Raw genomic sequence first — 25,480 nt, forward strand, 5'->3', positions numbered from 1 at the left:
TTTCTCCCAGTGTAGCTGAAATGCGGCGGCGACGGCGATTATCGGGCGAGGGATATGACCAGCGCGCCCGCGCCCGCCACGCATACCACCGCCGCGGGGAACAGGACCGCCAGACCGAAGGCCGAGACCAGGCATGCGCCCGCGACGGCGGCCACAATCAGCCCCAACGTGTTGGACACATTGAACGCGGCCAGATCACGACCGGCGCGACGCGGATCGGGCAGGGACTCCATCACCAGCGTCTGGCTGAGCGCGTCGTACAGGCCGAAGGCGAATCCGGCGAGCAGCGCGAACAGACACAGCCCGATGAGGTTCGGCAGCGCCAGCGGCAGGGCGAGCGCCACCACGTAGAGCGCGCAGGCCGCAGCCGCCGGACGGCGCGCGTCGTCGTAGCGCTCGTTGATCGGCCCGGCCAGGCGGGCGGCGACCGCCGCGCCGATCGCGGTGGCCAGGGCGAGCGCGCCGATACCCACGCCGGCGGCGAGGGTCATCGGCGCGGAGGCACCCGCCTGCCGCGACGCGGCGTCCTCGTTGTAGTAGCGCACGATAAGCCACAAAAACACGCCGGTCAATCCCACGCCGGCCATCATCAGCAGGCGGACCCAGAACATGCGGATGAAACGCGGGGCGTTGCGCGGCGGGCGTAGCTGGCCCCACAGCGCTTCGCCACGCAGTCGCTCGCGCGGCAGGGATTCGCTGGAAGGCTCGCGCGGCCAGACCAGCGCCACGACGATGCCGGACAGGGCGAGCACCAGCGCGGACAGGACGAACGGCAGATATCCGCCCCACCCGTCGGCGATGATGCCGGCCGCGCCCAGCCACGCGCCCAGCAGTTGGCCGAGCAACTGGCCGATGCCGCGCCACCGCACCAACGAGACGCGGAATTTGTCGGGCACCCGTTCGCTGAACGCGGCGACCAGCGGCACGGTGAGCATGGCATAGGAGATGTTGAGCAGCATCCAGAAGAACCCCAGCGCGACGATGCCGTCCACCGCGCCAAGAATCAGCGTGAGCAGCGCGCTGAGCACGCCGCCGACCACCATCCACGGCGTGCGGCGGCCGAGCCCCACGCGCGTGCGGTCGGAGAACGCGGACACGAATGGGGAGGCGATCAGCGAGACGATCGCGCCGAGAGCGACGATCACGCCCAACGGCACCGCGACGGATTGGCCGGCGGCCTGCCCCAGCGCGGCATCGTCGAACGCGGGATTAAGCCCCGTCACACGGCCGGCCGCAACGGGCAGGGCCACCATCGTCAGCGCGGCCCACGGCATCGTGGCAAGCACGGCCGCGAGCGCGAAGCCCCACTTGAAACGCGCGACCTGCGCGGCGGTGGGTTTCTCGCCATCCGCCGCCACCATGGGATCGCGCATATCGAGGAAGGCCGAGGTCAGATCGGGCACGGCCGCGTCGACGGAGGCGGCGGCCGAGGCGGGGGATCCCGCGGCGGCCAGCTGCGAGGCCTGCGCCTCGGCCTGCACGGATGAGGCCTCGGGCGCCCGACGCCGGTCGCGGATGGCAAGCCGCGCCAACGCCTCCTTTTCCGCCGGGGTCAACACCTTCTCGTAATCCGGCCGGTCGTCGATGCCGGGACGGACGAACACCGCGCCCGGCAGAGGCGGCGGGGTGGGTTGGCTATGCTGCTCATCGCTCATGGTGGCTCCTCACGCATCGCAAATTCAGATTCATACTTCATATACGTGAGAGGCCGCCCGCGACGCACGTGCATCCACGCATCGCAGGCGGCCTCTCATCCTTGCCTCTAGGCTACGCCGAACCCGGCACAATCATCGCGTGGTGTCTCCGGGAACGAACCGCACCGGCACCACGTCGAGCTCATCGTCCACCGGGGTCTCTTCGATAAGCTGCATCATACGGATGACGACCCGTTCGGCCAGTCCGTCCATATCCTGCCGCACGCAGGTCAGTCGCAGGCCCGCGGCGTCGGCCATGAAGGTGCCGTCGTAGGCGATGACCTGCAGATCCTCGGGCACGCGCAACCCGCGATGACGGGCCTCCTGCACGCAGTACGCGGCCACCAGATCCGACCCCACCACGGCGTCCACGTCGGGGAAACGCTCGAACACCTCGTGCGCGGCCTGCGCATGGTCGCCGAGCGACGACACCTCGCCGGCCTCCACATAGTCGCACGGGATGCCCTGCTCCCCCATCATCCGCTCCAGCATCATGTGGTAGCGCACCGAGGGGAAGGTGGTGCGGTTCTCGATGCCGGCCGGCAGATCCTCGAACTGCGAGCGCGGGCCGCCGACGCTGACCACGTGGCGCGCGCCGGTGGCGATGAGATGCTCGGCGATCAGGCGGCCGCCCTGCTCGTGGTTCGAGCACACCGAGGGGATGCCGAGGCCGAGATAGCGGTCGAGCGAAACCACCGGCCGGCCGATCGAAACCCAGAAGTCCTCCTGCCATTGCGTGTGCGCGGCCATGACGATGCCGTCCATCATGCGCCGCTGCACCATGTCGATGTATTCCTTTTCGGTTTTCTCCGCTCCCGAGGTCGAGCACAGCATGGCGTGCATGCCGCGGGCCGCGAACGACCGCTGCAGCGCGGAGACGAAGGACGAGAAGAACGGGTGGCGGACGGTGGGCACGATAATGCCGATGATATTCGTCCGGTTGCGGTACAGGTTGCGGGCCAGCTCGTTGGGAATGTAGTCCAGCGAGCGCATCGCATCGGTGACCCGGGCGCGCATCGCGTCGGACACGTACCCGGTGCCGTTGGCCACCAGAGACACCGTGCTCAGGGACACGCCCGCCTTCTTCGCCACATCGCGCATACCGACCATGGGCTCACCTCCGTTTGGGTTCGGCCGCCCTGCCCCGGCGTGGCCCGTCATGGACCGGCCGCGGCGGGGAAGGGCGGCATGGAAATGCCCGGAACATGGCATCATGGCATTCCATGTTCCGGGCGGTTATTCATGCAAGCGATGCGTGCATACGGCCATCAGCCCTTGACCGCGCCCGAGGTCACGCCGGCGACGACGTAACGCTGCAGGAACAGGTACAGGATCAGGATCGGCAGCATCGCCAGAAGCAGCGCCGCCATGACCAGACCGATATCCGTGGAATAGGTTCCGTAGAACACACGCGTGGCGATCGGGATTGTGTAGAGTTCCCTGCGACCCAGCACCAGCGAGGGGAGCAGGTAGTCGTTCCAGAACGCCATCGCGTTGATGATGGCGACGGTGGCCGTGGTCGGCTTGAGCAGCGGGAACACGATCTGCCAGAACGTGCGCCACTTGGTGCAGCCGTCGATGGACGCGGCCTCCTCCAGTTCGGCGGGGACGTTCGTTTTGATCGCGCCGTGGTACATGAAGGTGGTCAGCGACACGGAGAAGCCGACATGCATCAGAATCAACGTGACACGACTGTTGAGCACGTCAAGAATGCCACCGTAGACGGAAACCAGCGGCACCATGAGCACCTGGAACGGGATGACCATGGAGGCGACCATCGCGGCGAACAACAGGCTGCCGACCTTCCACCCCGGATTGCGCACGATCACATACGCAGCCATCGCGGAGAACACCACGGTCAACAGCGTGGCCGAGACGGTCACGATCAGGGAATTTCCGAACACGGTCCAGAAATTCATCTTGTCCATCGCGTTGGGGAAGTTGTCCAACGTGAACCCATGCTCGCCGATCAGGGCCAGCGGGTCGGAGTTGATATCACCCTTGGTTTTGAACACATTGATCAGCACCAGGATGAACGGGGCGATGAACAGCAGCAGCAGAACAATCAGCACGGCGATGGTGACGCCATGCGCGATTTTGGTTCCGGTGCTGGTGGGCGCTTTGGGCGCCGCCATTGCCTGAGACTTCGTCATGCTGCCACCTCACCCTTCTTGCCGAAGTAGACCTGCAGCGCGCCGATGACCGCGCAGATCACGAACAGGACCAACGCTTCGGTCTGGCCCATGCCATAGTTCTTGTAGACGAACGCCTGGTTGTACACGTGCATGGCGGCCATCACCGACGAGCTGAACGGTTCGCCGTTCGTCAACGAGAGGTTCAGATCGTAGACCATGAAGCAGCGGGTGGTGCTCAGGAAGATGCACTGTACGAAGGAGGCGCGCATCAGCGGGATCACCACGTGCCACATCGCACGCGTGGAGTTGCACCCGTCAATCAGGGCGGCTTCCTTGAGACTGTTGTCGACGCCCATGAAACCGGCGACGTAGATCAGCATCATATATCCCGCGTATTGCCAGACCGATACCAGGATCAGACAGAACATGGCACCGTTGGTGGTGGAGAGCAGGGATCCCGGCGCGGTGCCGGAAAGCGCCTCTCCAATGGAGACGAACGCGCGGTTGAAGACGAACTTCCACACATAACCCAGGACGATGCCGCCGATCAGATTCGGAATGAAGAAGCCGGCACGGAAGAAGTTCTGCCCTTTGATGCCGCTGGTCACCAAATAGGCGAGGAAGAACGCGACGACATTGACGAGAATCACCGAGATCACCGAGTACACCACAGTGCGCCCGAGCGAGGACCAGTAGGCGGTATCCGCGAACGCCGCGGCGTAGTTGTCCAGTCCGACGAACGGTTTTTCAAGCGAAACGCCGTCCCAGCTGGTAAAGGTGAGATACAGACCGTAGAAGAACGGCACGATCACAACGGCGCAGAACAAGATGCCAGCCGGACCGGCGAACATCAGGAACTGCCCCATCTTATAGGAGAGCTTGTTTGTTTTCATGGTTTCCCCACCTCATGTCCGGGGTTGTGGATGCCTCAAAACGAGGCATCCACAACCATCGACATTATTGCGTTTCAGGCTCGGATCACTTGCCCGAGAGGGTGGCGGTCTTCCAGTAGTCCTCGTAAGCCGTGGCGAACGCGGCGCGATCCTCCTCGCCGGCGAGGTACTTCTGCATTTCGGCGCCCATCACGGTGATGTAGTCATCCGGGTTGTAGTCGTAGTTCGGGATCAGATTGCCGCTATCGGCGTATTCCTTGATGGACTTGCCGAGCGGGTCGGAGACCTCGAGGGTGTTGGATTTGAACGGGGAGACGAGGTTGGCGGTTTCCACGATGAAGGACTTGCCTTCGTCATCCTCGGCCAGCCACTTCAGGAACTCCTTGGCGGCCTCACGCTGCTCGTCGGTGGTGGCGTCGGAATTGTCGATGAACAGCATCTTGGCGCCGCCGCCGAGAAGCTTCTCGTTGGTGCCGTCCTCGGTGTCTTCCGGAATCGGCATGATGCCCATGTTCTCGGTGTAGTCGTAGGCGTTGATGACGGACCAATCCCAGTTGCCGCCGAACATGAAGGCGATCTCACCTTCGGCCAGCTTCTGCTCGGTCACCTCGCGCTCAGCGGAGATGGCGTTGTTCTTCGCGTAGTTGTTGTCCTTGAGCACGTCGAAGGCGTCGAAGAGCTGGTTGAACTTCTCATTGTTGGCCACGTCCGCGGTGCCGGCCTGCAACTGCTCGACGAAGGCATCAGCGTCAGGCTGCTGCTCGACGACCTCGCTCAGGAAGTGGGCGGCAAGCGACCAGTCTTCCTTCATGATGCCGACCGGGGATTCCATGCCGCCATCCTTGAGCTCGTCGATAAGGCCCTCGAACGCCTCAAGGGTCTTGTAGTCGGCGGGATCGAATTCCTCGCCGGTGATGTTTTCGATGGCGTCGGCGTTATAGATGATGCCGCGGCCTTCGACGCACAGCGGGAAGCCGTAGACCTTGCCGTTCACGCTCACCGCGTAGTCGGTGTCGGACACCCAGGATTCGTCGGACAGGTCGACGGCGTGCTCCTCGGCCAGGGAGTAAACGTCCTTGGCATCAACCATCGAGATGGTGTAGGGGTCGTTGGAGGCGTACTTGGTGGCGAGGTGGGCGGCCACCACGTCGCCGCTGTAGATGACTTCGAGATCGACGCCCTTTTCCTCGCTGTACTTCTCAGCCATCTCCTCAAGCTGGGTTTCAATCTCAACTTTGGAGTTGAACAGCGTGATCTTGGTGCCGCTGCTGGCAGAGCCGCCCCCACCGCAAGCCGTCAGCATGCCGAGCGCCACGACGGACGCGAGAATAGTGGAGCCGATCCTCTTCCATGACTTCATGTGCTTTCCCTTTCTATTCCAGTTGTAGGAGGCTACCTTGCTTCCTTCTGGCGTGAAGACCAACGTCCGAACAGCCATGTGATGGACGTCGCCCTTCCTTGTGGACATCTCCGGCTCTTACATCGAACCGGTTTGATAACCGACATGTTCGATGATAAAGTCGAACCGGTTCGACGTCAACCGGGCAAACGACGTCGGCGTGTCCCCGCCCATCGGAGGGCATCCGCCGCCACCGGTTCCGCACGGCCGCACATCCCACGCGCAGGGCTTACGACAAGGAGGTTCCCATGGCCCATTGGCTTGACGACGCGGTGTTCTACGAGATCTACCCACAGTCGTTCCAGGACTGCGACGGCGATGGCATCGGCGACTTCGCCGGCATCGTCTCCCGCCTCGACTACATCCGCGAGCTCGGCTGCAACGCCGTATGGATCAACCCCTGTTTCGACTCCTCGTTCTACGACGCCGGCTACGACGTGCGCGACTACTACCGCACCGCCGAACGCTACGGCACCAACGAGGATCTCAAGCGCCTGTTCGACGAGGCCCACCGGCGCGGCATCAGGGTGCTGCTCGACCTCGTCCCCGGGCACACCGCCATCGACAGCCCCTGGTTCCAGGAATCCTGCCGCGACGAACGCAACGCATGGACCGACCGCTACATCTGGGCGCCGATGAACCAGGCGCCCGATCTCAACTCGCGCTACGACTCGATCAAAGGCTTCCTCGGCGGCATCTCCGAACGCCCCGACCGCGCCGCCGTCAACTGCTTCTCCACACAGGTGTGCCTGAACTACGGCTTCGGCACCGTGACCGAGGACTGGCAGTTCGCCGCCGACTCCCCCGAGGCCGAGGCGGGCCGCCTGCTCATCCAAGACATCATGGCGTTCTGGCTGGGGCTCGGCTGCGACGGATTCCGCGTCGATATGGCGGCCAGTCTGGTCAAGGAGGATCCCGACCACCGCTGGACCTCGCTGCTGTGGCGCAAGGTGCGTACCTTCCTCGACGAGCGCTTCCCCGATGCGGTGCTCGTCTCCGAATGGGGCAACCCGGCCGAAGCGCTCAACGCCGGCTTCGACATGGACTTCCTGCTGCATTTCGGCCCCTCGCACTATCTGGATCTCTTCCGCGAGAATCCCTGGTTCCGCGCGGGCGGCGACGGCGACGTCAGCGCCTTCGTCAGCACCTATCAGGCCATGGCCGACGGCGTGCAGGGGCGGGGGCTTATCTGCATCCCCTCCGGCAACCACGACATGATCCGCATGCGCGACACCCTCACCCCGGACGAGATGAAGCTGGCCTTCGCGTTCCTGATGACCATGCCCGGCTGTCCGTTCGTCTATTACGGCGACGAGATCGGCATGCGGTATGTGCACGGGCTCAAATCCAAAGAGGGCGGCTACGAGCGCACCGGCTCGCGCACGCCCATGCAGTGGAGCGGCGACACCAACGCCGGATTCTCCGCGGCGCCCGCCGAAGACCTGTATCTTCCGCTTGACGCGGCCGAAGACCGCCCTACGGTGAGCGCGCAGCGGGGCGACGACGCCTCATTGTGGACCGCGGTGCGCGACCTGATCGCCCTGCGGCACGACCACGACTGCCTGTACGCCGGCGCTCCGATCGAATTCCTCCACGTGCCCGACCATGCCTGTCCGCTGGTCTACCGGCGCGTGGGCGAGGGCGAGACGATTACCGTGGCGATCAACCCGTCGGCCGACGCCGTCTCCTGTCCGCTGACCGACGATCCCGGTGCCGTGCTGCATACGATCGGCGAGGCGGCCGTCTGGAAGGACGGCACGCTCGACGCGCCCGCGGGCGGCGTCACGCTGTTCGTCCGCTGACGCGGGCCTCGCCAGCTGGGAAGCAGGGGCGCGGGCGGTCACACAAACGTCGATTTGACGAGCTTGCCGTCCGCGTCCACATCGTTGTCGAGCCTGCGGAAAATCGGATCGTACAGCCACGCGCAGCAGTACTGCGGCAGCGTGACGCCCAACAGCAGGATCAGCGGCACCACATAGCCCAGATATTGCAGGTACGCGAGCGCGAACGCCACCATAATCACCAGCATCCCCAGCGTGCGGGGAAAGAAGCCGAACGCCAGCTTCGCCGCGTTCCGCACATGCCCCATCACGCTGTTCTCATAACGCGACAGCATCACGAAATAGTATTGGCCCACCACAAGCACCAGGCAGGCGGTGATGGCCAGCGCGCCCTCCAGCAGAACGCGCACCGGGCCGTCCATGCCCGAAAGAATCCACACATCCCCCAAGCCGATGGCGAGCAATGCCAGCACCACCAGCCAGAACGCCGTCGCCTGCTTGAAATTGCGTTTGAACGCTTCGAAGAACTGGCGGGAGATGTAGTTCTCCTCGCGACGCACCATGCGCCACAGCACCGAATGCATCGCCGTGAACGAGGCGCCGGCCGTCACGATGGGGATGCTGCACAGCAGCGTCAGCACGTTCAGCACGATCAGATCGAACAGGACGTTCATGATTCTGAAGAACGGATTGTTCTGGTCGAATAGCTTGCCCATGGTCCACCATCCTAATGCCTGCGGGTGTGATTGCGGCGGCGATGGGCGGGAGGGCCGAGGCCACTCTCCCGCCCGCAGCCGGCGTCGTCGCGCCGTCGGCCCTCTCAGGCCACGACCGGCGGGTTGTTCAGCAGATCGTCGGTGGCATGCTCACCGGCGGCGTCGGTCCAGACGAGCGAGGCGACCGGGGTCGTGTTGTCGACGCCGAGGCCGCGCTTGGGCTCGAAGGTGAGCGAGGCGGCGGTGGACGCGCCCTTCCACGTGAAGGTGATCGACTCGTCACCGTCGGCCGCGTAGCTGAACTCGCCGTCGAAGGCGTCGAGTTCGTTGCGGAACTTGGCCAGCGTGCTCAGGGCCTTGACCACAGGGCGGGCGAGCTGCTCGTCGATTTCGGCGGTCGAATAGTAGTGGCGGTTGATGTCGCGGCCGTTGTTGGTGCGGCGCAGCAGCTCCATGTCGTTCACGCCGGCGAGCGCGCCCACATAGTAGACCTGCGGCACGCCCGGCAGGAAGAACTGCACGGCGCGGGCGGCCAGATAGTGCTGGTCGTTGCGGCCGAGGGCCGAATAGTAGGTGGAGTTGACCTGATACAGGTCGAGGTTGCTGGCGGCCGCGCCGGTGGCGGACTGCGATTCGCCGTGGGTGTTGGCGTGGATGGTGTTGACCAGGTTGTCGACGTCCTCGTCGGGCACGAGGCCCTTCAGGGAGCGGTCGAGCTGGTCGGAGCCGATGTCGATCACGCCGATGCCGTCGTGCGTGTCGAGCACGGTGACGGCGTTGTTCGGGCGGATCTCGGTCCAGCGGGCGACGGGCGCCACATGGCCGGTGAACAGGCTGTGCAGCAGCAGCGGAGGCAGGGCGAAGTCGTAGACGCGGTCCACCTTGGAGGCGATCTCCACCTGCTTCTTGTAGTAGGAGTGCACTTCGATGAGGATCTCAAGGCCGCGCTTGACGCCCTCCTCGCGCAGGCGGGAGATGAGCTGGAAGGTTTTGGGCGTCATGAAGCAGCTGGTGCCGGCCTCCTTGGCGCCGTAGCCCACGGCGTCGAGGCGGATGTAGCTCACATGGCTGGCGGCCATCTGGTCGAAAATCGACATGAGGTATTCCCAACCCTTGTCGGAGTCGGTGTCGATGTCGACCTGCTGCGGGGTGAAACTCACCCACACGAGACGGGTTTTGCCGGCGAACTTGTAGTGCGTGAACGGCAGGCCCGGACGCGGGCGGTAGATGCCGGCGAGATCCTCTTCGGTGGCGCCGTTCGGGAAGACGGAGCTCATGGTCAGGAACATCGGGTAGTACTCGGAGTCCTCGCCGTTGGCGAGCACGTCCTGGAACTGCTCGGACTCCCAGCTCATGTGGTTGACGATCGCGTCGACCATGATGTCGTGGGTGGTGGAGAGCTCGGCCACGTCGTCCCATCCGCCGAGGCGCGGGTCGACTTTGGTGTGGTCGATGGGGTCGAAGCCGGCGTCCGCGCCGTCGAACGGGGTGAAGAACGGCAGGATGTGCACGCCGTCGTACACGCCGTCGAAGCGGGTGCGCAGGATGTCGGTCATCGATGCGAGGGTGCCGTCGCCGAGGCGGTCGGCGTAGGTGATGAGTTGCACCTTGTTTTTCAACGTGATCCTCCTTTATTGACGAAACGGCGGCGGCGAGCAGCGCTGCCGCCACCTGTATCAAACCGGTTCGATACTAGCGCCTTTCGCTCCCAACGTCCAATTCACCATAGGTTGCGACGCGTTATCGAATCAGGCGCAGGCTTCGCCGACCCACCAGCCACAGGCCACGCAGACGATCGGCACGACCACGGTGACCAGCAGATACAGGCCGGCGGTCGCGAAGCGTTCGCGACGCGCCAACGACACCATCTCATTGATGGCGGTGGAGAATGTGGAGAATCCGCCGAGAAAGCCGGTCACGAACAGCAGATAGGTCGATTCGGGCACGGCCTGGTTCACCCAGGTCGCGGCGGCCAATCCCGCGCAGAATGTGGCGATCGCGTTGATCACGAACGTCGCCAAGGGGAACGCGCGATCCCACCAGCGTTGGATCGACGTGTTGCATACGAACCGCGTCACGGCGCCAAGACCGCCGCACAGACACACCAGCAGAAAGGTCATCCTCGCACCTCCCCCGTGGTCGGATCGCCGGTCAACGGAATCTCATCGGTGATGGGGTCCGGCTCATATGCGGGCGGAACGGCGAAAGCAGCAGCGGAAGCGACGTCTTGGGAGGCCACGGCGGCGGCCTCATCCTGCGGCGACACCAAAGGCTGACCGTAGTCGCCGGTCGGAGGGCCGGAAACCGGCAGCTGCTCGACCACCTCGACCCGATGGGAATGGATGATCACCGTGCCTGCGGACACGTCGATGGGCTGCCCATCGCCGCCCGGCGAAGCAGCCGCGTGACGGGCGCTTTGGCTCTGATGCTTGGCCAGCGTCTCGGCCACGGCCCTCGCCGCGCGTCGCGACGACATCCGCAATCCCAACACCGCGCCGATCCACGACACCACCAAACCGCCCACGAAACTGGCGGCCCAATAGAACGCGAAACCCGCGTAATGGCCATCCTGCAAGGCGAGCAGCCCCTCGACGGCCATCGCGGACAGAGTGGAGAACCCGCCGCACATGCCCATGCCCACGCCGCGCGAGGTGAGCTGACGCGCGCGCTTGCGAATCCACGTGGCCTGCGAGACATACGAGGTCAGCAGCGCGAAGACGAAGCAGGCAATCATATTGGCCAGAAAAGTGGCGGGATGGAAGGCGCTCCAGAAACCATTTTCGGAGGCTGCGCCGGGCATGGCGAGCCCCAATCCGTAACGCATGGCCGTGCCGACGCATCCGCCGAGGAACACCACCAGATAGATCATGCCGTCGGCAAGCGGATTGAACCGCGCCTGCACGCGCTTGATCGGCGCCAGCGGAATCTGCGGCGGCGTGGGCGCGGCGGCGGCACCGGTCGGACGGGGATTCACATGCGCGGCGGAGATCTCCATGGTGCTGGGCGCCGGATCGACGGCCGGCGAGGCGGCGGATTCATGGGCGGATTCGCCGTCGGTCACGCCAGAAGGCTCCCCGACGCCGAAAAACGAAGACGAAACCGTCGGACGGACCGCGGAATCCGCCCCATCCGACGGATCAGCAAGATCCACGGGGGGGTAGTTCGGGGACTTGAAGCGGGGAATCACCGTGTCGCATAAGGAACAACTATCGTGACAAGCGGGCCGTAAGGCTTCGCCCTAGTCGATCAGCGAATGCACGGCGATGATGTGGTCGCGCTGCGGGCCGACGCCGATCGCGGAAATACGGCAGCCGCTGAGCTCCTCCAGACGCTTCACATACGCCTGGCAGGTGGCGGGCAGCTCGTCGAACTCATGGCAGGTGGAGATGTCCTCGCTCCAGCCGGGCATCGTCTCGTAGATCGGCTTGGCGGCGGCGAACGCGGCCTGGTCGGTCGGCATATCGTCGTGGCGAGTGCCGTCCACGTCGTAGGCCACGCAGATCGGGATCTCCTCGAGGCCGGTGAGCACGTCGAGCTTGGTGAGCACGATGTCGGTCAGGCCGTTGACCTGGGTGGCGTAACGGTTCACGACCGCGTCGAACCAGCCGCAGCGGCGCGGACGGCCGGTGGTCACACCGAACTCGTGTCCCTGCGCGCGCAGCCATTCGCCGGATTCGTCGAACAGCTCGGTGGGGAACGGCCCCTCGCCCACGCGGGTCACATACGCCTTGGAGACGCCGATCACGCGGTTGATTTTGGTGGGGCCCACGCCCGTGCCGGTGCAGGCGCCGCCCGCGGTCGGGTTGGACGAGGTGACGAAGGGGTAGGTGCCGTGGTCCACGTCGAGCATAGTGGCCTGACCGCCCTCGAACAGCACGGTTTTGCCTTCGTCGAGCGCCTTGTTGAGCACCAGCGAGGTGTTGGCGACGTACGGCTTGAGGCGTTCGCCGAGCGCGAGCAGCTCGTCGGTGACGGCGTCCACGTCGATGGCGCGGCGGTTGTAGAGCTTGAGCAGCATCTGGTTCTTCTGGTGCAGGCTGGCCTCCACCTTGTCGCGCAGATGCTCGGCGTTGAACAGGTCATGCACGCGGATGCCCACGCGGTTGATCTTGTCGGCGTAGGCCGGGCCGATGCCGCGGCCGGTGGTGCCGATCTTGCGCTTGCCGAGGAAGCGCTCGGTCACCTTGTCGATGGTGCGGTGGTACGGCGCGATGATGTGCGCGCCCTCGCTCACCAGCAGGCGCGAGCAGTCCACGCCGCGGGCTTCGAGTCCGTCGATCTCCTCGAACAGCACTTCGATGTCGACGACCACGCCGTTGCCGATCACGGGGGTCACATTGCTGTTGATGATGCCGGAGGGCAGCAGGTGCAGCGCGTACGACTCGTCGCCGACCACCACCGTGTGGCCCGCGTTGTTGCCGCCGTTGAAGCGGGCGACGTAATCGACCTTCGTGCCGATCAGATCGGTCGCCTTGCCTTTGCCTTCGTCGCCCCACTGGGCACCGATCAGGATGATTCCAGGCATCTCGCACCTCCGCCTTGTGCAGTCGAACGGCGGAAAACCTCACATCTCCCGCCGCCAATACCCTACCTTGAGCCCTAAACCGGGACGCCCCGGAACTACTTGAGCGCGCGGCCTGCGGAGCCGAGCTGCCTGCACGCCTCGACCACGCGGGCAGCCATCGCGGATTCCGCCTCGCGCCCCCACGAACGCGGGTCGTAAAGCTTCTTATCGCCCACTTCGCCGTCGATTTTGAGCACGGAATCGTAATTGGCGAACATATGCCCGGCCACGGCGCGCGAGAATGCATATTGGGTGTCGGTGTCGATGTTCATCTTCACCACGCCGTGCCCCACCGCCTCGGCGATCTCTTCCGGGCTGGAGCCGGAGCCGCCGTGGAACACCAACGAGAACGGCTTGCCTTCGGGCATATCCGGCAGCGCGCACGACGAGACGGCGGAGGCGGCGAAACTGCCCAGACGCCCGTCGTGCATGGCGTCCCACACCTCGCGCTGGATCTCGCCCAGCAACTCGGGACGCAGTTTGACCACGCCCGGCTTGTACGCGCCGTGCACGTTGCCGAAGGTGAAGGCCGCCATGTAGCGGCCGTGCTCGCCCACGCCCAGCCGCTCGGCCACACGCAAACCGTCGGCCGGGGTGGAGTACAGCTTTTCGTTGATCTCCGCGGAATGGCCGTCCTCCTCGCCGCCGACCGCGCCGATTTCGATCTCCAGCACGGTGTGCGCCTTCACCGACTTCTCCAGCAGTTCGGCCGCGATGTCGAGGTTCTCCTCCAGCGGCACGGTGGAACCGTCCCACATATGCGATTGGAAGGTGGGCTCCTTGCCGCGCGCCACCTCGGCCGCCTCATGCGCGAGCAGCGGCCGCACCCATTCGTCGAGGTACTGCTTGGCGCAGTGGTCGGTGTGCAGGGCGACCGTGATGTGCGGATAATGCGCCGCGACCTCGTGCGCGAACGCCGCGAACGCCAGCGAGCCGACCACGCGGTCGTTCACCGACTGGCCGGAAAGATAGGCGGAACCGCCCACCGACACTTGGATGATGCCGTCGGATTCCGCTTCGGCGAAGCCCTGCAGCGCGGCGTTCAGCGTCTGCGTGCTGGTCACATTGATGGCGGGATACGCATAGCCGCCGCGTCGGGCGGCGTCGAGCATTTCGGCATAGCGTTCGGAAGTTGCGATCGTCATGACTCCCATTATCCTCCCGCGAGGCGATGGTCGCGATGGAACCGCCCGCCGATCCGCCCGTTTGTGCGCGAATTCACATTCATATTGAGGCGGTTTGCGAGTTTGGTGTGTCGGGCTGGAAAGCCTTGCTCAGGTAAAACGATTGATTCTCGAGTTTGGTGTGGAAAATTGGCCGTCTCTGTCGAATCCGACACACCAAACTCGATGTGGCGTGTATCGGAGAGGGGCATCGACCGTAGTTGGGGCCGCCCTGCCGACGAATCCATATTGCGCGAGCAATAGAAAATCCGCGGAGACCCCGAGAAATGGAGGGAACAGGACTTCCGCGGAACAGTTGGGTTGGCTCAGGTGGAGCGTATGCCGCGCATCATCCCGAGAGAAGGCGAGCCGCCCACTCGTGTCATCCTGAGCGGAACGTAGTGGAGTCGAAGGATCTCGTAACGGCAAGCACCACGAGATCCTTCGACTCCAGCTCCGCCTCCGCTCAGGATGACGAGACGGGGGGAAGGTCGAGACGGTAGCCCATGCCGGGGTCGGTGTGGAGGTACCGCGGGTGGGCGGGGTCGGGTTCGATTTTGCGGCGCAGCTGGGAGATGTAGAGGCGCAGGTATCCGGAGTCGCTGACGTGCTCGGAACCCCAGATCTCGGTGAGCAAATCCTGTCGCGTGACCAGACGGCCGGCGTTGCGCACCAGCATCTCCAGCACCTTCCATTCGGTGGGGGTCAGCCGCACACGCACCTGACGGCTGGCCAGTCCGTCAGTCGGGCGGCCATCCACCCCAGCGCGCGGACGACCATCTGGCCCGCCGTCGGGACCGTCGACCAAACGACCGCCCATCCCGACATCCGGTCCGTCAGCCAAACGACCGCCCGAGCCATCGGCAAGACGACCATCCGAACCATCACTCAGATGACCGTCCGGCCCACCGCCCGAACCGTCAGCCGGGTGGCCGTCCAACCCGCCATCCGAGCCAGCGACAGCCCCACCCATGCTGCGGAACACGGCGTGCGCGGCCAGATCCACGGTCACATCGCCCAGCACAACCTGCGGGGACTGGGCTTCCTGCGAACCTTCCGACTCCTGCGGGATGCGCCGCCCCAGCGCGCGGATGCGGGCGAGCAGTTCGTCGATGGAGACGGGCTTGGTCACGTAATCATCGGCCCCCGCGTCGAGCGCGGCGACCTTCTCGCGCGCGTCGGTGCGGCCGGACACCACGAGAATCGGCGCGTCGGTCCAGCCGCGCACGCCTTGGATCACGCCCATGCCGTCCATTTTCGGCATGCCGAGGTCGAGTACGAACAGGTCGGGATGCTCCTCGACCGCGACCTGGATGCATTGCACGCCGTCCGCCGCCGTGACGATCTGATACCCCTGCGAGCGCAGGGTGATCCGCAGTGCTTTGAGGAACTGCGGATCGTCGTCGGCCACTAGGATTTTCATCTTGCCTCCTTCGGGTCGTCCCGACTCGTCCCCACGATAGTCGTGTAGCTGTTGGTGGGGTTCGCACAATCAGCATCGTCCGTTCCGTCTGTGCGACCCTCGACACCCACGATATTCACACCGCCCACACGATTCGTGCCGTTTTGCTTATTCTCGTGGCCCGAGAGGTTCGCACGCCCCGCACTCTTCACGACGTCCGTGTGACCGCCCGTAACATCCTCATGACCGCCCGTAGTTTCCGGGCGGTCATCCGACCCATCCGGACGACCGTCCGACACGTCTGGCCCACCGCCCATAACGTCCTTACGACCGCCCAACCTATCCGGACGACCGCCCATAACGCCCGGACCGCCGCCCAACCCGTCCGGACCGCCGCCCGACCCATTCAGCGCACGTCCCATCAGCCCCTCGAGCACGTCGGCCGAAGCCTCGCCGCGCAACGGCAGCATCACGTCGGACACCATGCCCGACACGGCCATAGTCGCAGCCTCGACCCGCTCCGCCGAGGCCGGGATGTCGGCCGGCGGGATGGGCTGCCCCAGCCGCAGCGCGGGATCGGCCGCATGCAGGCCGATCACCATGGTCAGTCCGCCGCCCGGAGTGTCCTCCGCCTCGATCGAACCGCCCATCGATTCGATGAAACCCTTCGACAGCGCCATCCCCAACCCCAGCCCAGTGGTGTTGTCGGTGTCGCCTAGGCGATGGAAAGGCACGAAAATGTCGGCCTTGCGCTCGTCGGGCACGCCCGGCCCGCGGTCAGCCACGCGGATCTCCACCATGCCGTTGAACGCGGACGCCGAAATGCGGATGCGTGCGCCCTCCGGCGAAAACCGCATCGCATTCGTCACCACATTGGCCAGCGCACGCCGCAGCAGCGGTGGGTCGGCCATTACCAGCGGCAGTTGCGCGTCGAGCTCGAGGTCGACTTTGCCTGGCCCGATACGCTGCTCGTCGAGTACGGGCACAATGGCCGCGCCCACGTCGGAGGCGACCAGCGACAGCGGCAGCGCGCCTTCGCGGATGCGTGAGACGTCCAGCAGATCCGTGACCAGTTTGGTCAGTTGTCCCAACGATTCGTCCGCCACCGCCAGCAGCTCGTCGCGATCCTCCCCGCTCATCGTGTCGCCCATGCGCCGCAGTCCGGACACCGCCGCGGTGGCCGAGGCCAGCGGACGGCGCAGGTCGTGGCTCACCGCGTTGAGCAGGGCCGTACGCATCTTCTCCGCCGCGGCCAGAGGCTCGACCTCCTGCGCTTTTTGGGCCAGCACGTTGTGTTCGAGCACCGTGAGGATCTGCGAGGCGACCGCCATGAGCAGCCGTTGGTCGGAGGCTTCGATGGCGCGACCGTACAGTTCCAGCGTCACACCGTCATCGCCGATGGCGATGGTGCCCGGAGTGGCGCCCGATACGCCACCGTCCGATTCATCGCCGTCCGATGCCAGCACCTCGCCGCCTTTCACCACACGCACGCAAGTGAATCCGAACGCCTCGCGCGTGCGCGACACAATCGCCTCCAGCGGGTCGCCGCTGCGCAGTACAGCACCGGAGATGGCGGCCAGCATCTCCGATTCGGCGGAGGCGCGCTGCGCCTGCCGCGCCCGTTCGCCGGCACGGTCCACGACGAACGAGACGATCACGCCCACCGCCACGTACAGCAGCATGGTCAGCCAATCCTGCCAGTGCGGCATATGCAGGCTGCCGGTCGGCGCGACGTACAGGTAGTCGAGCGCCAGTCCGGAGAGCACGGCGGCCATGGTTGCGGGCGCGACGCCGCCGATCAGCGCGGACGCGACCACGATCAGCTGCAACACCAGCGCGTCTCGCGCGGCGAACAGAGGATCGGAAGCCAGCGCCAGCAGCCCAGCCACTACCGGCACGGCAAGGCAGGCGAACAGGAATCCCAACGCGATGCGCGGCGTGGTCATCGTGCGGCGGCGGCGCGGCAGGCGCAGACGAGACAGCATCCGCCGGTGCGCGAAGGCGTGGGTGACCACATGCACATCGATATCGCCTGATTTGGAGATGATCTCGTTGGTCGAGGAGGGGCGTCCCAGCCAACGGGAGATCGCGGAGCGGCGCGAGACGCCGACGATGATCTGCGTGGCGTTGTTGGCGCGCGCGAACTGCAGCAGCGAGTCGGCGATGCTTTCGCCGGTGATCTGGTGGTAGGAGCCGCCCAGCTGCTCCACCAGGTCGCGCTGTTGCTCCAGCAGAACGGGGTCGGAGCCACGCAGCCCGTCCTCGCTGGTCACATGCACGGCCATAAGGTCGCCGCCGCCGGATGCCCGGGCCACGCGCGCGCCACGACGCAGCAGCTGCTCCCCCTCGGGGCCGCCCGACAAGGCGACGACCACGCGTTCGCGCGTCTCCCATTTGGCGCTGATGTGATGCTCGCTGCGGTAGGCTTTGAGCGCCTCGTCCACGCGCCCGGCCAGCCACAGCAGCGCCAGTTCGCGCAGGGCCGTGAGATTGCCGAGGCGGAAATAGTTGGACAAGGCGGCGTCCACCCGGTCCGGCTGATACACCAATCCGGCGGAAAGCCGCTCGCGCAGACCCTCCGGCGGCAGATCCACCAGCTCAATCTGCGTGGCGGCGCGCAACACCTTGTCGGGCACCGTCTCACGCTGCTCGCTGCCTGTGATGCCGCGCACCACGTCGTTCAGCGATTCGATATGCTGCACGTTGATGGTGGTGATCACGTCGATGCCCGCGTCGAGCAGATCCTCCACGTCCTGCCAGCGTTTGGCGTGCACGGAGCCGGGCGCGTTGCTGTGGGCGAATTCGTCGACCAGCGCCACTTGGGGGTCGCGTTCGACGACTTTGAACAGGTCCATCTCGTCGAGCCACATGCCGCGGTATCGCACGCGTCGGCGCGGCACCTGCTCGAGTCCCTCGGCGGCCTGCGCGGTGGCCCGCCGCCCGTGGGTTTCCAACAGGGCGATGACCACGTCCTTGCCTTCGTCGCGCAGCCGCCGCCCCTCCTGCAGCATCGCGTAGGTTTTACCCACGCCGGGAGCCGCGCCCAGCAGCACCCGCAACGATCCCCGTGTGTTCGCCATCGTCCCGTCCGCCTCACTCGTTCATATCTTCCCCGACTGTACCGCATCGCACGGCGCGGTATTCCGCACGGCACCGCCCTATCGCACGGCCACTGTGCAACTCCTCGCGCAACACCGCGCCATCGTGCAGCACATCGCGCGGCACATGGTGCGGTGTTGCCCATCGTGCGGCGCCCACATGGTGCGGTGGGGTGGAATTGCAACGTTTTCGAGGCACCGCACCATGGAAAGCACAACACCATGGGCACCACCGCGCGATGGACCGCAAGATGAACCGCACGATGGCCTACCGCTTATGCCCGACACCACACGCTGTACGACCACGACACCATGGGCTCGCGGCCCGCTACGCCAGCTCGTCGAGCGCGAGGTTGAGGGTGACCACGTTCACCACCGGCTCGCCGATGAATCCCAATCCGCGGCCGGTGGTGTTCAGCCGCACCAATTCCTCCACCTGGTCCACGCTCAGCCCGCGCGCCTCGGCCACACGCTCCACCTGGATGGCCGCGTATTCGGGGCTGATATGCGGGTCGAGCCCAGAGGCCGAAGCGGTGACGGCGTCGGCCGGCACGTCGTCGACGTCCACGCCCTCACGTTCGGCGATGGCGGCCCTCCGCTCCTCGACGGAGGAGATAAGCTCCTCGTCCTGATGCCCCTTATTGGTCGCGCCGGAGGCGGACGCGTCGTAGCCGTCGCCGGCCGCGGAGGGGCGCGACTGGAAGTATTGGGGCAGCGCGCGGCCGTTCGCATCGGTGAAAGACTGGCCGATCAGCGATGAGCCGACCACCTCGCCCTCGCCGTTGGTGAGCATCGAGCCGTTGGCCTGGGAGGGGAATCCCAGCTGGCCGATGCCGACCATCAGCAGCGTGTAGGCGATCGCGATCGCGGTGAACACGACCACCGCCTTGAATCCCGCCCAACAGGTGCGCATACGCAGCGCCAGCGCGTTCTTCATATCAGTGTTTCCTTTCCAAAACGCCGGGCTCACAGACCGGGGATCAGACGAACGAACAGATCGATGGCCCAGATGCCGACGAATGGCGCGATAATGCCGCCCAACCCATAGACCTTGAGGTTGCGCCCCAGCAGCCGCTCGCCGCTTTCGGCGCGATAGTCCACGCCTTTGAGCGCGAGCGGGATGAGCGCCACGATGATGACCGCGTTGAAGATCACCGCGGACAGCACAGCGGACAGCGACGAATGCAGACCCATGACGTTCAACGCCGACAGTCCCGGGAACCGGTCCATGAACATGGCCGGGATAATCGCGAAGTATTTCGCGATGTCGTTGGCGATGGAGAAAGTGGTCAGCGCGCCGCGCGTGATGAGCAGCTGCTTGCCGATGCGCACGATATCGATGAGCTTGGTCGGGTCGGAGTCGAGATCGACCATATTGCCGGCCTCCTTCGCGGCGGAGGTGCCGGAGTTCATCGCCACGCCCACGTCGGATTGGGCGAGCGCGGGCGCGTCGTTGGTGCCGTCGCCGGTCATCGCCACCAGCTGCCCCTTGGCCTGCTCCGCCTTGATATAGGCGAGTTTGTCCTCCGGCTTGGCTTCGGCGATGAAATCGTCGACCCCGGCCTCGTTAGCGATGGCCTTCGCGGTCAGCGGGTTGTCGCCGGTGACCATCACCGTGCGGATGCCCATGGCGCGCAGGTCGTCGAACCGTTCGCGCAGCCCCTCTTTGACCACGTCCTTGAGCTGCACGACGCCGAGCACGCGCACCGCACGGTCGGCGGCCTGTTCGGCCACGACCAGCGGGGTGCCGCCCTGACTGGAGACCGCGTCGACCCGGTCTCGCATCGCGTCGATCACGCCCTGTTCGACCGCCGCGCCCTCGGCCGCGATCCACGCCTCGATGGCGGAGGTCGCGCCCTTGCGGATGCGCTCCCCGCCCGGCAGATCCAGTCCGGACATGCGGGTTTCGGCCGTGAACGCCACCGGCTGCGCGCCGGGTGCCTCGCCGATGCGCACGCCCATGCGTTCGGCGAGCGCCACGATGGACTGGCCTTCGGGCGTGGAGTCGGCCAGCGAGCTCAACGCGGCCGCACGCACGAGAGCGTCCTGTTCCACGCCCGGCAGCGGATGGAAGGCCGAGGCCTGGCGGTTGCCGTAGGTGATGGTGCCGGTTTTGTCGAGCAGTAGGGTGGTCACATCGCCGGCGGCCTCAATGGCGCGGCCGGAGGTGGCGAGCACGTTGCGCTGCACCAGCCGGTCCATGCCGGCGATACCGATGGCGCTCAACAGCGCGCCGATGGTGGTCGGGATCAGGCATACCAGCAAGGCGAGCAGCACGGTCAGGCTGACGGACGCGCCCACCGCTCCGGCCTGCGCGTTGAGGCTGAGCACCACGACGAGGAAGATGATGGTCAGCGAGCTGAGCAGCACGTTGAGCGCGATCTCGTTGGGTGTTTTCTGCCGGTTCGCGCCCTCGACCAGCGCGATCATCTTGTCGACGAAGGATTCGCCGGGTTTTTGGGTGATGCGCACGACGATGCGGTCGGAAAGCACGCGCGTGCCGCCGGTGACGGCCGAACGGTCGCCGCCCGACTCGCGGATCACGGGCGCGGATTCGCCGGTGATGGCGGATTCGTCCACCGAGGCGATGCCGGAGATGATGTCGCCGTCGCCGGGAATCAGATCTCCTTCGGCGACGACGACCACGTCGCCCAGCCGCAGGTCGGAGGACGGAATCTCCTCGATGTATGACGGGCCTTCGCCGTGTTCGGGGCCGCGCGCGTCGGGATCGGCCGTCTCGTCGTAGCCGACGACGCGGCGGGCCGGCGTGGTGGTGCGGGTTTTGCGCAGCGCATCGGCCTGCGCTTTGCCGCGGCCTTCGGCCACGGATTCGGCGAGGTTGGCGAACAGGACGGTCGCCCACAAGCAGGCCGCGACCAGCCAAGTGAAGTAGATCGGCTCGCCCTGGCGCATCTCCACGTCGAATATCTGCGCGATGCCGACCAGTGTGAGGAACGCGGCCCCCACCCAGACGATGAACATCACGGGATTGCGCCACATGGCGCGCGGGTCGAATTTGCGCAGCGCGCCCGGCAAGGCGGCCGCCAACATGGCGCCGAACTTCGAATATGCGGATGTCATCACATCACCAAACCTTCCGCCAACGGGCCCAACGCAAGCGTGGGCAGGAACGTCAGCGCGGAAACGATCACAATCACAAACACGAGGAGGAATACGAACAGAGCGTTGTCGGTGCGCATCGTGCCTGCAGTGCGCGGCACGATCTCCTGACGGGCGAGCGAACCCGCCAAGGCGACCACCAGCACGATCGGCACGAATCTGCCGAGCAGCATCACCACACCCAGCGCGGTGTCGAACCAGAGGGTGTCGGCGGCGAGGCCGGCGAAGGCGGAACCGTTGTTGTTGGCCGCGGAGGTGAAGGCGTAGACCACTTCGGTGAAGCCGTGGTTGCCGGAGTTGCCCAGAGAGCCGGCGACCGACTCGCGCACGGCGGGGACGGCGAAGCTTAGGGCCACGCCCGTCACCACCAGCACCGGCATGACGAGGAAGTACAGCGAGGCCATCTTCATCTCACGCGGGCCGATCTTCTTGCCGAGGTATTCCGGCGTGCGGCCCACCATCAGGCCGGCGATGAACACGGCCACGACGGCCATCATCAGCAGGCCGTACAGGCCCGAGCCCACGCCGCCGGGACTCACTTCGCCGAGCATCATATTGAACAGCAGCATCATGCCGCCGAGCGCCGTGTACGAGTCGTGCATGGCGTTGACCGCGCCCGTGGAGGTGGAGGTCGAGACGGTGGAGAACAGGCTGGACCATACCACGCCGAAGCGGGTCTCCTTGCCCTCCATCGACCCGCCCGCCAGCAACGTGAGCGGGTCGGCCGAGAAGGATTCGAAGCACACCAGCGCCAGCAGGGACGCGGCGAACAGGGCCGCCATCGCGCACAGCAGAGCGGTTCCTTGGCGCACGTCGCCCACCATGCGGCCGAAGGTGCGGGTCAGCGCGACCGGAATCGCGAGCATGAGCAGGATCTCGACCAGATTGGTCCACATATTCGGGTTCTCATACGGGTGGGCGGCGTTTGCGTTGAAGAATCCGCCGCCGTTGGTGCCGAGCTCCTTGATGACCTCCTGGCTGGCGACCGGGCCCTGCATAATCGTCTGGGTCGAGCCGGAGACGGTGGAGGTTTCGACGAATCCTGCGAGATTCTGCACCACGCCGAGCGCGATGAGGATCGTGCCCATCACCACGCAGATCGGCAGCAGCACGCGCGTCATGCAGCGGGTCAGGTCCACCCAGAAGTTGCCGATGGTCGCGGCCTTGCGCCACGCGAAACCGCGCATCAGGGCGACGGCCACGCAAATGCCGACCGCGGCGGAGACGAGGTTTTGGGCGGTCAGGCCGGCTATCTGTACCGCATAGCCCAACGTGGCCTCGGGCGAGTAGGCCTGCCAGTTCGTGTTGGTCACGAAGGAGACGGCCGTGTTGAACGCGAGCGGCGCGGGCACGTTGCCGTTGCCGAGCGAATACGGCAGCCAGGCCTGCACGCGTTGCAGGGCGTAAAGCGCGAGCAGACCCAACAGCGAGAATGCGAGGATGGCGCGCAGGTAGGCCTTCCAGCTTTGGCTTTTCTTGGGGTCGACGCCGATGATGTGGTAGATCGCGCGTTCGGGGCGCAGATCCCGCTCGTCGGTGAAGACATGGAAGATATAGTCGCCCAGCGGGTTGACGAGCGCGGCGAGAATCGCCACGACCAGCGCGAGGGCGAGCAGAGCGTACACGAGCATCATGGTCGACACGCTTTCAGAACCGCTCCGGGCGGCACAGGGCGTAGAGCATGTAGGCGATACCCAGCACGCCCCCGACCACACCCACGGCGGTGAATACGGTGAGGATCATAGCCGGTCCACCGCCTTGCCTAACACGTCCAATACGACGAACAGCGCAATCGCGCCCACCACATAGGCCACATCAAGCCACCATGGCATTGTTCTCTCCATTCCGTCGAGCGCCCGACTATCGGGCGTTTGCGTCCTTCAGCCTAGGCGCGGAACGCGGGACGGGGAGCGAAACTAACGGAACCCATACGGGTGCGGAGGCAACCCTAACGGTTTGCTAACGGCGGGGTGGACGGGACGGCGCGAGACGCGCGACGGGCAGGCGGAGGACAGACGGCGGCCAGGTGACGGGCAGATGGCGGACAGGTGGAGAAAGACCACTAGCCACTACGGCGGCTCGACCAGTCCATCTGCGTTAGCGGTAGTGGATTTGGGACCTTGCAAAGGTCGATCTGCGTTAGCGGTAGTGGGCTTTTACGCGATACACCGAGTATCCGGCCCGTTATTTCAACGGTCATACTTGGGATAACGTCAAACGGACACTACCGCTAACGCAGATCGACCTTTGCAGACCATCATTTCCACTACCGCTAACGCAGATAGGCCACTCCCGGAGAGGGGACGGCATCGCCAACACGAACGTTCTCAACCAACACAGTGCGGCGACCGCGTCAGCCGCGGTTGGCGCGCCAGTTGAGCAACGAGCCGGCCACCACCAGCACGGCACCGCACCAGAACGGCACGGAAAGCGACAATCCCAGCAGCAGGGCGCTGGCGGCCACGGAAAGCAGCGGCGTGGCGTATGATGCCACGGCGAGTTTGCTCAGGCTACCGTGCAGAATGCCGTATCCCCAGCAGGCGTATCCGCCGGCGATCACGGCGGCCGCCGCCGGCACCGCCAGCCAGGAGCCGACCTGCGGCATGGCGGCGGGCAGCCCCTCGCCCGAGGCGAAGTGGATGACCCACAGCACCACGGCCACGCAGGGGAAGAACACGGAGGTGCCGTCCTGGCCCGCGGACAGCGCGGGCGTGATCACGGCGTAGACGGCCCAGGCGAGCGCGCCCGCGAAGGCGAGCAGATAGGGCAGAGGATTCGAGGCGATGTTGGCGGCAGCAACCTGCCAATCGAGGCCGCTGTTGCCGCCGACGGACAGCACCACGCCGCAGGTGGCGACGATCGCGCCCGGCAGCACGCGCCACACCGCGTGTTTGGTGGCGCGCTCACTGCCGTGATCACCTTTGCGTTCGCCGTTATCCTGGTTTTCGCCCTGACCGCGGGGTTTGGCGAGCGCGGCGGCGAGCAGCACCATCATCGTGGGCCACAGATAGTTGACGAGGCTCACCTCCACGGATTGCGTGGCGGTGGAGGCCAGGCCGATGGACAGGGAGATCGCCGTCTCGTAGAACACGAACAGCGCGCCGCCGACGAGCAGATAGCGCTTGGGATAGGCCTTGAGCGGAGCAGGGCGGTGGAAGATCATGAGCAGCACCACGCCGGTGGTATACACCATCGCCGTGCCGAGCGTGGCGCCGAAGGCGTCAGTCACGATGCGCACCAGCGCGACCATCAGGCTCCACAGCAGAATCGCCAGCAGCCCGACCGCGGTCGCCCGCGAGGAGATCACATGACCGCGGCCGTTCGCCAGCTCGCCCAGTGACTCTGACTCCTCCATCTTGCCTGACTTGTCCGTCTTGGCCGACTCATCCATTTTGGCCGACTCGTTCACCTTGCCCAGCTCATCCACCTTGCCCATGCCGCCCTCTTCGTCGCGTCCTCACAATTGCCTATACGCACGCTAGACAATCGCCACGACGCCTACGTGGCAGCCACGT

At 65.5% G+C, this 25,480-nt stretch carries 18 protein-coding genes; 1 reads left to right on the top strand and 17 read right to left on the bottom strand.

Annotated features, from left to right (window positions below):
- Positions 1-38: 38 nt before the first annotated feature.
- The 5 genes from BE0216_RS06835 to BE0216_RS06855 all read right to left on the bottom strand — a co-directional run bounded on the left by BE0216_RS06835 (position 39) and on the right by BE0216_RS06855 (position 6,082).
- Complete coding sequence (locus BE0216_RS06835; protein ID WP_094635837.1) at positions 39-1,655, bottom strand: MFS transporter; 1,617 nt, start codon at positions 1,653-1,655, stop codon at positions 39-41.
- Positions 1,656-1,787: 132 nt separating this feature from the next.
- Positions 1,788-2,804 (bottom strand): LacI family DNA-binding transcriptional regulator, encoded by a 1,017-nt coding sequence (locus BE0216_RS06840; protein WP_094635836.1) that lies wholly within the window; start codon positions 2,802-2,804, stop codon positions 1,788-1,790.
- A gap of 158 nt (positions 2,805-2,962) precedes the next feature.
- Positions 2,963-3,847 carry a carbohydrate ABC transporter permease gene (locus tag BE0216_RS06845; protein WP_226805727.1) on the bottom strand — a complete coding sequence of 295 codons (885 nt, stop codon included), beginning with the start codon at positions 3,845-3,847 and terminating at the stop codon, positions 2,963-2,965.
- Positions 3,844-4,722 carry a carbohydrate ABC transporter permease gene (locus tag BE0216_RS06850; RefSeq protein ID WP_094635834.1) on the bottom strand — a complete coding sequence of 293 codons (879 nt, stop codon included), beginning with the start codon at positions 4,720-4,722 and terminating at the stop codon, positions 3,844-3,846. Before BE0216_RS06850 ends, BE0216_RS06845 begins: the two co-directional genes overlap by 4 nt.
- An 85-nt stretch (positions 4,723-4,807) precedes the next feature.
- Positions 4,808-6,082, bottom strand: a complete 1,275-nt coding sequence (locus tag BE0216_RS06855; RefSeq protein WP_094635833.1) for an ABC transporter substrate-binding protein — start codon at positions 6,080-6,082, stop codon at positions 4,808-4,810.
- A gap of 287 nt (positions 6,083-6,369) precedes the next feature.
- Between BE0216_RS06855 and BE0216_RS06860 the strand changes: the two genes are divergently transcribed.
- Positions 6,370-7,923 carry an alpha-amylase family glycosyl hydrolase gene (locus tag BE0216_RS06860; protein ID WP_094635832.1) on the top strand — a complete coding sequence of 518 codons (1,554 nt, stop codon included), beginning with the start codon at positions 6,370-6,372 and terminating at the stop codon, positions 7,921-7,923.
- A gap of 38 nt (positions 7,924-7,961) precedes the next feature.
- On the opposite strand, the gene BE0216_RS06865 is transcribed toward BE0216_RS06860, so the two are convergent.
- From BE0216_RS06865 to BE0216_RS06920, 12 genes are all read right to left on the bottom strand, one after another.
- Complete coding sequence (locus BE0216_RS06865; RefSeq protein ID WP_094635831.1) at positions 7,962-8,618, bottom strand: YesL family protein; 657 nt, start codon at positions 8,616-8,618, stop codon at positions 7,962-7,964.
- Positions 8,619-8,722: 104 nt separating this feature from the next.
- A complete protein-coding gene (gene gtfA / locus BE0216_RS06870) occupies positions 8,723-10,237 on the bottom strand; it encodes a sucrose phosphorylase (RefSeq protein ID WP_094635830.1) in 1,515 nt (504 codons plus the stop codon).
- Positions 10,238-10,366: 129 nt separating this feature from the next.
- The gene (locus BE0216_RS06875) at positions 10,367-10,738 is read right to left on the bottom strand and encodes a fluoride efflux transporter FluC (RefSeq protein WP_094635829.1); all 372 of its coding nucleotides are present in this window, start codon (positions 10,736-10,738) and stop codon (positions 10,367-10,369) included.
- A complete protein-coding gene (locus BE0216_RS06880) occupies positions 10,735-11,679 on the bottom strand; it encodes a fluoride efflux transporter FluC (protein WP_143249252.1) in 945 nt (314 codons plus the stop codon). Before BE0216_RS06880 ends, BE0216_RS06875 begins: the two co-directional genes overlap by 4 nt.
- A 177-nt stretch (positions 11,680-11,856) precedes the next feature.
- A complete protein-coding gene (locus tag BE0216_RS06885) occupies positions 11,857-13,143 on the bottom strand; it encodes an adenylosuccinate synthase (protein WP_094635828.1) in 1,287 nt (428 codons plus the stop codon).
- 95 nt (positions 13,144-13,238) lie between these two features.
- A complete protein-coding gene (gene fbaA, locus BE0216_RS06890) occupies positions 13,239-14,327 on the bottom strand; it encodes a class II fructose-bisphosphate aldolase (RefSeq protein ID WP_094635827.1) in 1,089 nt (362 codons plus the stop codon).
- A 484-nt stretch (positions 14,328-14,811) separates the two neighbouring features.
- Positions 14,812-15,768 (bottom strand): response regulator transcription factor, encoded by a 957-nt coding sequence (locus BE0216_RS06895; RefSeq protein WP_094635826.1) that lies wholly within the window; start codon positions 15,766-15,768, stop codon positions 14,812-14,814.
- Positions 15,765-18,827: an ATP-binding protein gene (locus tag BE0216_RS06900; RefSeq protein WP_094635825.1), complete on the bottom strand. Its 3,063-nt coding sequence runs from the start codon at positions 18,825-18,827 to the stop codon at positions 15,765-15,767. The genes BE0216_RS06895 and BE0216_RS06900 overlap by 4 nt, the downstream gene beginning before the upstream one ends.
- A 346-nt stretch (positions 18,828-19,173) precedes the next feature.
- The gene (kdpC, locus tag BE0216_RS06905) at positions 19,174-19,782 is read right to left on the bottom strand and encodes a K(+)-transporting ATPase subunit C (protein WP_094635824.1); all 609 of its coding nucleotides are present in this window, start codon (positions 19,780-19,782) and stop codon (positions 19,174-19,176) included.
- A gap of 29 nt (positions 19,783-19,811) precedes the next feature.
- Positions 19,812-21,926: a potassium-transporting ATPase subunit KdpB gene (gene kdpB / locus BE0216_RS06910; protein WP_094635823.1), complete on the bottom strand. Its 2,115-nt coding sequence runs from the start codon at positions 21,924-21,926 to the stop codon at positions 19,812-19,814.
- The gene (gene kdpA / locus BE0216_RS06915; RefSeq protein WP_094635822.1) at positions 21,926-23,599 is read right to left on the bottom strand and encodes a potassium-transporting ATPase subunit KdpA; all 1,674 of its coding nucleotides are present in this window, start codon (positions 23,597-23,599) and stop codon (positions 21,926-21,928) included. Before kdpA ends, kdpB begins: the two co-directional genes overlap by 1 nt.
- Positions 23,600-24,318: 719 nt before the next feature.
- On the bottom strand, positions 24,319-25,320 hold the full coding sequence (locus BE0216_RS06920) for a drug/metabolite transporter permease (RefSeq protein ID WP_094635849.1): 1,002 nt from the start codon (positions 25,318-25,320) through the stop codon (positions 24,319-24,321).
- Positions 25,321-25,480: the final 160 nt, after the last annotated feature.

Origin of the sequence: Bifidobacterium eulemuris (assembly GCF_014898155.1) — a bacterium.
GTDB classification, from domain to species: Bacteria; Actinomycetota; Actinomycetes; order Actinomycetales; family Bifidobacteriaceae; genus Bifidobacterium; species Bifidobacterium eulemuris.

Bases quoted from the DNA above. Each gene is read 5' to 3' on its own strand.
- BE0216_RS06900 (WP_094635825.1), bottom strand. From the start codon at position 18,827: ATGGCGAACACACGGGGATCGTTGCGGGTGCTGCTGGGCGCGGCTCCC.
- kdpB (WP_094635823.1), bottom strand. From the start codon at position 21,926: ATGACATCCGCATATTCGAAGTTCGGCGCCATGTTGGCGGCCGCCTTG.
- BE0216_RS06860 (WP_094635832.1), top strand. From the start codon at position 6,370: ATGGCCCATTGGCTTGACGACGCGGTGTTCTACGAGATCTACCCACAG.
- BE0216_RS06840 (WP_094635836.1), bottom strand. From the start codon at position 2,804: ATGGTCGGTATGCGCGATGTGGCGAAGAAGGCGGGCGTGTCCCTGAGC.
- BE0216_RS06850 (WP_094635834.1), bottom strand. From the start codon at position 4,722: ATGAAAACAAACAAGCTCTCCTATAAGATGGGGCAGTTCCTGATGTTC.
- fbaA (WP_094635827.1), bottom strand. From the start codon at position 14,327: ATGACGATCGCAACTTCCGAACGCTATGCCGAAATGCTCGACGCCGCC.
- BE0216_RS06835 (WP_094635837.1), bottom strand. From the start codon at position 1,655: ATGAGCGATGAGCAGCATAGCCAACCCACCCCGCCGCCTCTGCCGGGC.
- BE0216_RS06875 (WP_094635829.1), bottom strand. From the start codon at position 10,738: ATGACCTTTCTGCTGGTGTGTCTGTGCGGCGGTCTTGGCGCCGTGACG.
- BE0216_RS06895 (WP_094635826.1), bottom strand. From the start codon at position 15,768: ATGAAAATCCTAGTGGCCGACGACGATCCGCAGTTCCTCAAAGCACTG.
- kdpC (WP_094635824.1), bottom strand. From the start codon at position 19,782: ATGAAGAACGCGCTGGCGCTGCGTATGCGCACCTGTTGGGCGGGATTC.
- kdpA (WP_094635822.1), bottom strand. From the start codon at position 23,599: ATGATGCTCGTGTACGCTCTGCTCGCCCTCGCGCTGGTCGTGGCGATT.
- BE0216_RS06855 (WP_094635833.1), bottom strand. From the start codon at position 6,082: ATGAAGTCATGGAAGAGGATCGGCTCCACTATTCTCGCGTCCGTCGTG.
- BE0216_RS06845 (WP_226805727.1), bottom strand. From the start codon at position 3,847: ATGACGAAGTCTCAGGCAATGGCGGCGCCCAAAGCGCCCACCAGCACC.
- BE0216_RS06865 (WP_094635831.1), bottom strand. From the start codon at position 8,618: ATGGGCAAGCTATTCGACCAGAACAATCCGTTCTTCAGAATCATGAAC.
- BE0216_RS06920 (WP_094635849.1), bottom strand. From the start codon at position 25,320: ATGGAGGAGTCAGAGTCACTGGGCGAGCTGGCGAACGGCCGCGGTCAT.
- BE0216_RS06885 (WP_094635828.1), bottom strand. From the start codon at position 13,143: ATGCCTGGAATCATCCTGATCGGTGCCCAGTGGGGCGACGAAGGCAAA.